Origin of the sequence: Corallococcus sp. CA049B (assembly GCF_003611685.1) — a bacterium.
Classification (GTDB): Bacteria; Myxococcota; Myxococcia; order Myxococcales; family Myxococcaceae; genus Corallococcus; species Corallococcus coralloides.
This window is the reverse complement of the sequence record NZ_RAWC01000315.1, coordinates 1-7,825: the sequence shown is the minus strand read 5'-3', so window position 1 is coordinate 7,825 and position 7,825 is coordinate 1. Positions and strand designations below refer to the sequence as shown.

At 71.2% G+C, this 7,825-nt stretch carries 7 protein-coding genes and 1 pseudogene; all 8 read right to left on the bottom strand.

The features are described from left to right. On the bottom strand, nucleotides 1-154 hold a 154-nt coding region (locus tag D7W82_RS42630), incomplete at its 3' end, for a CRISPR-associated endonuclease Cas1 (protein ID WP_199727983.1). Then, nucleotides 151-810, bottom strand: a complete 660-nt coding sequence (gene cas4, locus D7W82_RS37035) for a CRISPR-associated protein Cas4 (protein ID WP_120622795.1) — start codon at nucleotides 808-810, stop codon at nucleotides 151-153. The genes cas4 and D7W82_RS42630, both read right to left, overlap by 4 nt. Further along, the gene (cas7c, locus tag D7W82_RS37030) at nucleotides 807-1,739 is read right to left on the bottom strand and encodes a type I-C CRISPR-associated protein Cas7/Csd2 (RefSeq protein ID WP_120622794.1); all 933 of its coding nucleotides are present in this window, start codon (nucleotides 1,737-1,739) and stop codon (nucleotides 807-809) included. The genes cas4 and cas7c overlap by 4 nt, the downstream gene beginning before the upstream one ends. Before the next feature lie 41 nt (nucleotides 1,740-1,780). Next, nucleotides 1,781-3,535 carry a type I-C CRISPR-associated protein Cas8c/Csd1 gene (cas8c, locus tag D7W82_RS37025; protein ID WP_233588167.1) on the bottom strand — a complete coding sequence of 585 codons (1,755 nt, stop codon included), beginning with the start codon at nucleotides 3,533-3,535 and terminating at the stop codon, nucleotides 1,781-1,783. Continuing rightward, nucleotides 3,532-4,200, bottom strand: a complete 669-nt coding sequence (cas5c, locus tag D7W82_RS37020) for a type I-C CRISPR-associated protein Cas5c (RefSeq protein ID WP_120622792.1) — start codon at nucleotides 4,198-4,200, stop codon at nucleotides 3,532-3,534. The genes cas8c and cas5c overlap by 4 nt, the downstream gene beginning before the upstream one ends. Nucleotides 4,201-4,228: 28 nt before the next feature. After that, the gene (locus D7W82_RS37015) at nucleotides 4,229-6,421 is read right to left on the bottom strand and encodes a CRISPR-associated endonuclease Cas3'' (protein WP_233588166.1); all 2,193 of its coding nucleotides are present in this window, start codon (nucleotides 6,419-6,421) and stop codon (nucleotides 4,229-4,231) included. Nucleotides 6,422-6,585: 164 nt separating this feature from the next. Further along, nucleotides 6,586-7,530: a ribokinase gene (locus D7W82_RS37010; RefSeq protein WP_120622791.1), complete on the bottom strand. Its 945-nt coding sequence runs from the start codon at nucleotides 7,528-7,530 to the stop codon at nucleotides 6,586-6,588. Next, a pseudogene (locus tag D7W82_RS37005) lies at nucleotides 7,527-7,825 on the bottom strand (alpha/beta hydrolase); the annotation flags it as partial. The pseudogene D7W82_RS37005 and the gene D7W82_RS37010, both read right to left, overlap by 4 nt.

The following is a 7,825-nucleotide window of genomic DNA, read 5'->3' as shown; positions in this document are numbered from 1 at the left end:
CCCCCACCCGCCCGAAGCACACCACCGACGCCAGGTGCTGCAACGGCACCTGGACCCGCGTCGCTTCCTCCACCCGGACCACCACCGTCTCGTGGTCCTTGCGCAGGTACGCCCCGTCCGTCGTCACGAACAGCGTGTTGAGCTGAAGGCTCATTCCCCACCCTCCGGATCCAGCATCCGCGCCAGGTGTCGCGCCGCCATGCCCGGCTGCGACACCGGCTCCGGCAGACAGCGCGGTCGCAGCGAGCACGGCGGACACCGCGCGTCGAACACGGCGCGCGGCACCCGCCGCTCCTGGATGAGCCCCGCCAGCCGTCGCGCCGCGGCCTCCGTCTCCCGCCGCAGCGCCGCGTCGAACCGCACGCCCACCCGCCGGTGGCTCGCGCCGTAGAAGAGCGCTCCGTCCGGCACCGCCACGCCGTGCATCTCCTCCAGACACAGCGCCTGGGCGCACAGCTGCACCCGGTCCGCGCGCTCGGACTTCATCCGCCCCCGCTTGTACTCCACCGGGAAGGGCCGCCACCCTCCCGGCACCGAGGCGTCCGCGTGGTACTCCACCGCGTCCGCCTGGCCCACCAGGCCCAGCCGCTCCGAGCGCAGCGGCAGCGCCCGCACCACCCTCCCCGTGCCACGCTTGTCGCTCCCCACCCGGTCCACCCGTTCGTGGAACAGCCTCCCCGCCACGGTCGCCGCGTCCTCCTCCCAGACGCGCTCGACGTGGATGAGCGCCGCCTGCCGCTCGCAGTACACCAGGTGCTGCAGGCCGGAGATGGGCACGAGGGCGTCGGACTCGCTGGGCCCAGCGCTCATCCGCCCAGCTCCATCACCTCCACCCCGGGCGGCACGCTCCCCACGCTCAGCGCGTAGTCCGAGAAGTCACGCGGCGGCCTCGAGTCGTCCTTGCGCATCGCCGACACGACGTCGAACAGCTTGTGCGCGGGCGCGTTGCCCAGGGCGCTCGCGTGCCGGAACACCAGCAGGCGCCGCGTCGCCATCAGCCCGCGCGCCGCGCTCCGGTCGTGGTCGAACATCTCCACCAGCGCCTTCCACAGCAGGTCCAGGTCCGCTTCACCGAAGCCCGTCTGCTTCGCCAGCGACGGCGACACGAAGCCATGCGCCCGGTACAGGCCGTAGGGCACCGTGGTCTTGCGGCCCATGGTGCGGTTGTCTCCGCCCTGGTTGTCCGCCTCCTTCTGCGTCGCCACCGCCATCCGGGTGATGGTGTGCTCCGCCGACACCACCGGATCCATCGACCGTCCGAACGTGAGCTGCACCGGGCCCCGCACCTGGCCCGCGTTGGCCTCCTTCAGCGACATCACCGCGCCGAAGGTCCGCACGTCGAAGTAGCGCCGGCACATCTCATCGCGCACCTTGCGCACCACCTCCACCTCCGAGGCCTTGCGCGGCTTCTTCTCCGCCTTCCCCTTGCCCTCCCCCTTCGGGGAGTCCGCCTCCGCTCCGGACTCCTGGGCCTTCAGCCCCAGCCGCGCGTACGCCTCCGCGTGGAGCGCGGAGAGCACGCCCCGCTCCTTCACGTAGATGTCGTGTCCATCCGCACCCTCGTGGATGAGCTGCACGTAGTTGCGCACCTTGCGCTTGAGGCACACGTCGGTGACGAGCCCGTGGCCCGTCTCCGGATCGATGCGCGGCAGGTTCCCCGCGTCGGGGTCTCCGTTCGGGTTGCCATCCTTCACATCGAACAACAGGACGAAGTCGTAGCGGTTCTTGAGCTCAGACATGGATCATTCACTCCAAATGACAGACAGGGAAGAACGCGGGGTCAGGTCTCGGGACGCTCGGCTTCCGCGGGTGTCGCCTTGCGGAAGAAGTCCTCGCGCTGCTGGTAGTAGCCCACGGCGAACAAGCCCTGGGCCTCCAGCGTCAGCGCGTGGGGCCAGAACCTCGGCGGGAACCGGTCCATGATCTGCCCCATCAGCTTGTCCAACCAGCGGCCCGAGCGATCCGCCTTCGCCACATGGGCCGTCGACAACCGGAGCAGCCGGGGCATCACGATGCCTGGGTTCGCCATCGCCGCGCCGAAGTAGCGGTCCTTGATGCTGGCGTTCACCTCCCCCAGCGCCGCGTACTGGAGCCGCTCCAGCACGGCGAACAGCCGGCCCAACTGATAGGACACCTCGGGACTGTCTGGGTTCAGCGCCACGGATACCTCTGGGAGTTGGGGGGAAAGCCGCCGCAGCCGAAGCAACGTGGCCTTGATGAGCGCGCAACGCGCGTACAGCAGGAAGCCGGGGGCATCGCCCTTGTCGGGCACGCGCAGGCGGCGCAGGGCCGCCGCCAGCAGCTCCCTCGGCAGGGGACGCCGCATCATCGCCGCGGACAGGAGCCTGCCGGCCAGGTCCGGTGGATTGCCATTCCGTCCCGGCGGCTCCACGGCCCGCAGCAACTGCCAGAGGGACAGGGGCCGGCCCCGGCCTCCCTCCAGCCGCAGGTCCTCGAACCACTCGCGCAGGCTCTGCTTGAGGTCCCGGACCGAGGATTCGAACCACTCGCGCACCACCACGCGCGCCGCGTTGCCTCCCAGCACCAACGCATAGAAGGGCTTGTCATCGAACGCCGCCGGCTCCAGGCCCCGCAGCGGCGCCTCCGCGAAGTGGAGCGCTTGGCGTGCATCCAGCGGAGCAGAGGACTCCTGCCGCGCGGCCGGCGCATCGAGCAGGGCCAGCAGCACGTCCACCGCCTGTTCGGCCTCGCGCGTCCAGAAGACCGCCACCGCGTCCTCTCCGAGCGCCACGCCCCGCCGGTAGCGCCGCTCGCCGTCGCCCGACAGCATGTGGTTGAGCGCCGTGACGTAGCCCTCCGCCACGGGCCGGGAGATGGGCGCGTTGTAGCCCTGTTCCAGGCCGTGGGAGCAGAACGCCTCCTCGTTGAAGGACACCAGCGACGCCCCCAAGGGCTGCGCCCCAGGCACCCGCTTGACGGACGGATGCAGCCGGGCCACGGGCCCCCACCGTCCCGTCACCAAGCACCGCATGGGTGGCCCTCCGTCGTCCTCCTGCGCGCTGCGCCTGCGGCGCCAGGCCTCGCGCAGCGCGGGCCGCTCGTGAACGAGCCGCGCGTCGTCCCCGGACCACCGGAAGGCCAGCCGCTCCTCGCCGGTCCACTCGGCGTGCTTTGCCAGGATGCGCGGCAGCTCTGAGTCGAGCCGTCCCAGGAACGCAGCGACCGCTCGCGCCGCCGGGTCTTGTGTCTCTTTCGCCGCCGCGTCCACCAGCTCCCGGAACGCCGCGTTGCGCTCCGGATTGCGGCGCGCCTTGGCCCCGTCTCCGCCATGAGCCAGGACGTACTTCGCGTTGTCCACGAAGAAGCTGGCCACGACGGCAGTGCCAGACCGCTTGGGGACACGCGGCACCGCGCGCCGGGGCACCCGGCCCTCCTCGTCCGCCGTGGGCACCAGGGAGAGGAAGCGCCCGTCGTCCGCGACCTCCAGGAGGAAGTCCACCGGCAGCGGCTCGACGTCGGGGTCCTCCAGCAGCCCTTCCCGCAGGGCATACTCATACAGCGCGCCGATCATCATGGGCGCGCCTCCTCGCCCTGCTCGCGCAGCACGGCCTCCAGTGGCGGGACCCTCAGGCGCCCTCCGGTCAGCCTCGCATCGAAGAACAGCGGCACCACGCCGCCCTCGCGATAGTCGAAGTCGTAGAACATCAGCCCCAGCGGCCGGTCCACCTCGGGTTGGATGGGCCTCACCTCCTCGGGCGCGGGCGCTGCCTCCACCTCCGCCGCGAACTCGCGGCAGCCCAGGTAGGGGGCCTGGAACGTCTGCCCCTTCTCCAACCGGCGCTCGAACATCTCCTCGAACTTGCGCAGGTTGTCCTCGGGGCCTGCCCGGTCCGTCATGCGGAAGGAGGCGGACACCACATAGTCCACGTTCTTCAGCGCCACCGTGTTGCGCTGCGCCCTCCGGTCCGGGTCATCCGCGAAGAACACCGTCCCTGGTGACATCCGCTGCTTCACCTCGTTGCGGCGGAAGCTCACCCACTGGATGGGGGCCAGCACCGCCACCTCGTGCACCCGCCAGCGGATGGCGGGCTTCCACAACACTGATTCGAGCAGCCCCCGCGCCGCCGAGGGCGTCATCACCTCGTAGCTCACCCGCTCCACCTTCATCTCCGGCCGGCTGAAGCACGCCACCGGCCCCCGGGCCCGGAGACGGAACACCCGGCTCTCCTGCGCTTTCATGTCGCCCTCCTGTGCGTCATCCGTGCGTTCATCCAATGACCAGCGCCGTGGGTGCCCACGTCCCCACGCGCTCGGGGACCAACCCCAGACGCGGGTCGTAGGCCCCCTCCGCGACCTCCAGGACCACCGCCGTCTCCGCCACCCAGCGGGCGCAATGACTCTTCAGCCATGCCTCCCGCATCCCCTGCTCCACGTTCACCGTGAAGCGTTGCAGGCGCCGCAAGCGCTCACGCGACGGCCCCAGCCGCTCCAGCTCCGCGACCGCCTCGCGCGCGTCGCCATACGGGACCACCACCGGCGCGGACCAGCCGTCCTCGATGAACCGGAACCGCTCCGCCGTCGTCCTGAAGCACAGCGCCTCCCGGAACGGCAAGAGCCCCTTCTCATCCAGGGACTTCGCGCCGTAGAGCCGTTGGAAGTAGCGCTCGAAGATGGAAGGGTCGAAGAGGTCCAGGTCCGAAGCTCCCGCGAGCAGACCCTGGGTCACCGCCATCGCGGTCCGCGCCACGCCCTTCGGCGGCTTCGTGGGCGACAGGAACACCCGCAGCTCTCCACCCGCTTCCAGCCGGCCCTCGCGGTTGCACCGGCCCGCCGCCTGGGCCAGCGCGTCCAGGCCGCCCAGCGCGCGGTAGACCACGGGGAAGTCCAGATCCACTCCCGCTTCCACGAGCTGCGTGGACACCACCCGCACGGAGCCGCCGCGCGTCACGGCCTCGCGGATCCGCCCGAGAACCTCGCCCCGATGGGCCGCGCACATGAGGGCGGACAGGTGGAAGGATGAGGTGTCCCCCAGGCGGCGATCCAACGCCTCGCACACCTCGCGCGCATCCGCGCGCTTGTGCACGATGGCCAGCACGCTCCGCTCCGCGGCCAGCTCCTCCGCCAGTCGCTCGTGAGAAAGCGGCGCATCCGACCCCGGCCAGCGCACCCGGACCCGGCGCAGCCGTCCAAAGGCCTCGCGGGGCTCCGGTGCGAGTTCCCGCACCTGCTCGAAGCCCTCCGGTAGGCCGGGGCGCATACCCAGGGCGGGCTGCGTCGCCGTGCAGATGACCACGGACGCGCCGTAGTCCGTCACCAGCGTGCGCAGCACGTCCAGGATGGGCGCCAGCAGGCCTGGCGGCAGGGTCTGCGCCTCGTCCAGCACGATGACGCTGCCCGCCAGCCGGTGCAGCTTGCGGCACGGACCGGGCCGGTTCGCGAAGAGGCTCTCGAAGAGCTGCACCGTCGTTGTCACGATGACCGAGCGGTCCCAGTTCTCCGCCGCCACGCGGTTGCGGTTCGTCTCCCGGAGCGGGTCCCCGCCGGAGTGGTGCTCCAGCACCGCGTCCTCGCCCAGCGCCTCCGCGTAGACGGCCGCGTTCTGCTCGATGATGGAGGTGAACGGGATGGCCACCACCACCCGCTCCAAACCATTGCGCGCCGCGTGCTCCAGCGCGAACGCCATCGACGCCAGCGTCTTGCCGCCCCCGGTGGGGACCGTCAGGCTGAAGACTCCAGGGCGCTCTGCTGCCTTGGCCAGACAAGAGGCCAGCACCTCGGAGCGCACCCGGTTCACCTCCGACAGCGGTCCGCGAGCCCGCACGCGCGCCTCCAGCCGCTCCAGGTGCGCGCGCAGCCGAGCGCGCAGCATTTCGATGGAAGGACCACCGCCGCGCAGCGCTGCCCTCCCAGCGTCGAAGAAGGCCTCCGTGTCCAGGAAGTCCGCGTCACAGAGCGCGGAGAAGCTCATCCGGATCCACATCTCCAATCGCCGGCTCCGCTCGCGCGCCGACTCCTGCCCCCCCGGCCTGGGAGCCAGAAAGGCAGGAATCGCCGGGCGTGCATTGGGGCGAAGCAGCCCTTCCGGGATGGGCCACTTCAGGGCCTGCGCGTACAGCTCCTGACGGTCCGGCGCGTTGAGCCGGTCCGATTCGAGCTGCTCCCTGTCCGCCAGGCCGCTGTGGTGCCCCGCGATGATGAACGCCAGAAACAAGCCCTGACCGCCCAGCATCGCCCGTGCATGCAGCGCTCCCGCCGTGGAGTGGTCTCGCGGGCCCACAGGCCCCTCCTGCTCCAGGTGGGCCTCGATGCCGTGCTCGCGGCGGATCATGTTCTGGAACGCGACCGTGTACTTGCCCAGGTCGTGCCACCGTCCCGCGAGCCGCGCCCACTCCTCGGAGCCGAACCGACGCGCGAACCGCGCCGCCAGTTCACCCACGGCTTCCAGGTGCTCTTCGAGCAAGTGCGGCCGTCCCTGTTCATCCACATGTGCCCAGGCCGCGTGTGCATTGGACAGAGTGCCCCCCAGGCAATGAATGACGTCAGCATGGCCCACGGCCCACGCGCGCCGACATCCCCCAGAAGAGGCATGGTGAGACAGCGGGCGATGTGTCTCGAATGTCTTCGCTACGGCGGCGCGAGCTGTACGTCCGGCACCACGTCCGCGAGCAATCCGAGCACCTCATCCCGGTACGGCAGTCCCGCCTGCGCCCCCAGCCGTGTCGTCGCGATGGCGGCGGCGGCGTGCGCGAAGCGCGCGGCGGAGAGCAGCGGCTGTCCTTCAGCCAGGGCGACACAGAGCGCCGCGGAGAACGCATCCCCCGCTCCGGTGGTATCCACCGTGTCCACCGGCAGCTCAGGCAGCCACGCCTCCTCCTCGCGCGACACCAGCAGACTTCCACCCGGCGCGGCGATGATGGCCGCTCCCACTCCGCGCATCAGCAGGTTGCGGGCGGCTCTCCGCGCGGAAGCACGGCCATGCACCGGGATGCCTGTCAGGATCCGCGCCTCGGAGGCGTTGGGCCGGATGACGTGCACATCCTCCAGCAACACCTCCGGCAGCGGCACGGCGGGCGCGGGATCCAACACCACCCGGACTCCGGCCGCTCGCGCCAGACGGACCGCCGCCTGGGCCGCGGCCAGCGGCACCTCCAGCTGCACGAGCAACACCTTCGCGGTGGCGATCCGCTCCGCGCTCCGCAACACATCCCGGATGGACAGTCTGTGATTGGCGCCCGGCGAGAAGAGGGTCTGCTTCCTCCCGTGTCCATCCACCATCACCAGCACCGCGCCCGAGGGCGCATTCGGATCAGGCACCACCCCCTCCAGCGCGACGCCTTCCCGCTCCAGCAACGCCACCTGCCTCAGGCCGCGCCCATCCGTCCCCACCCGCGCCACCAGCGAGGCCCGCGCGCCCAACCTCACGGCGGCCACCGCGCCGTTGGCCCCCTTTCCTCCGAGCGCCTCCTGGAAGACGTCGCCCTCGGCGCTGCCTCCCGGCTCCGGCAGCGACGGCCCGCGCACCAGGTAGTCCGTGGCCACGCCCCCCACCACCACGATGTGCGGAGTCATGGCGGAGCCTCGCCGGACGGACGCTCCCGTGCGGCCGTGGCCAGGTGCTGGAGGAACCAGTCCCGGGCCAGCCGGGCCGCCTGCTCCAGCGTCCCCGGCTCCTCGAAGAGGTGGGTCGCCCCGGGGACAATCTCCAGCCGCTTGTGCGTGCGCAGCGCCTCCAGTGCCTCCTGGTTGAGCGCGATCACCTGCGTGTCATCTCCACCCACGATGAGCAGGGTGGGCGCCCGCACCGCCGGCAGCACGGCGCCCGCGAGGTCCGGACGGCCACCCCGGGACACCACCGCCTGGAAGG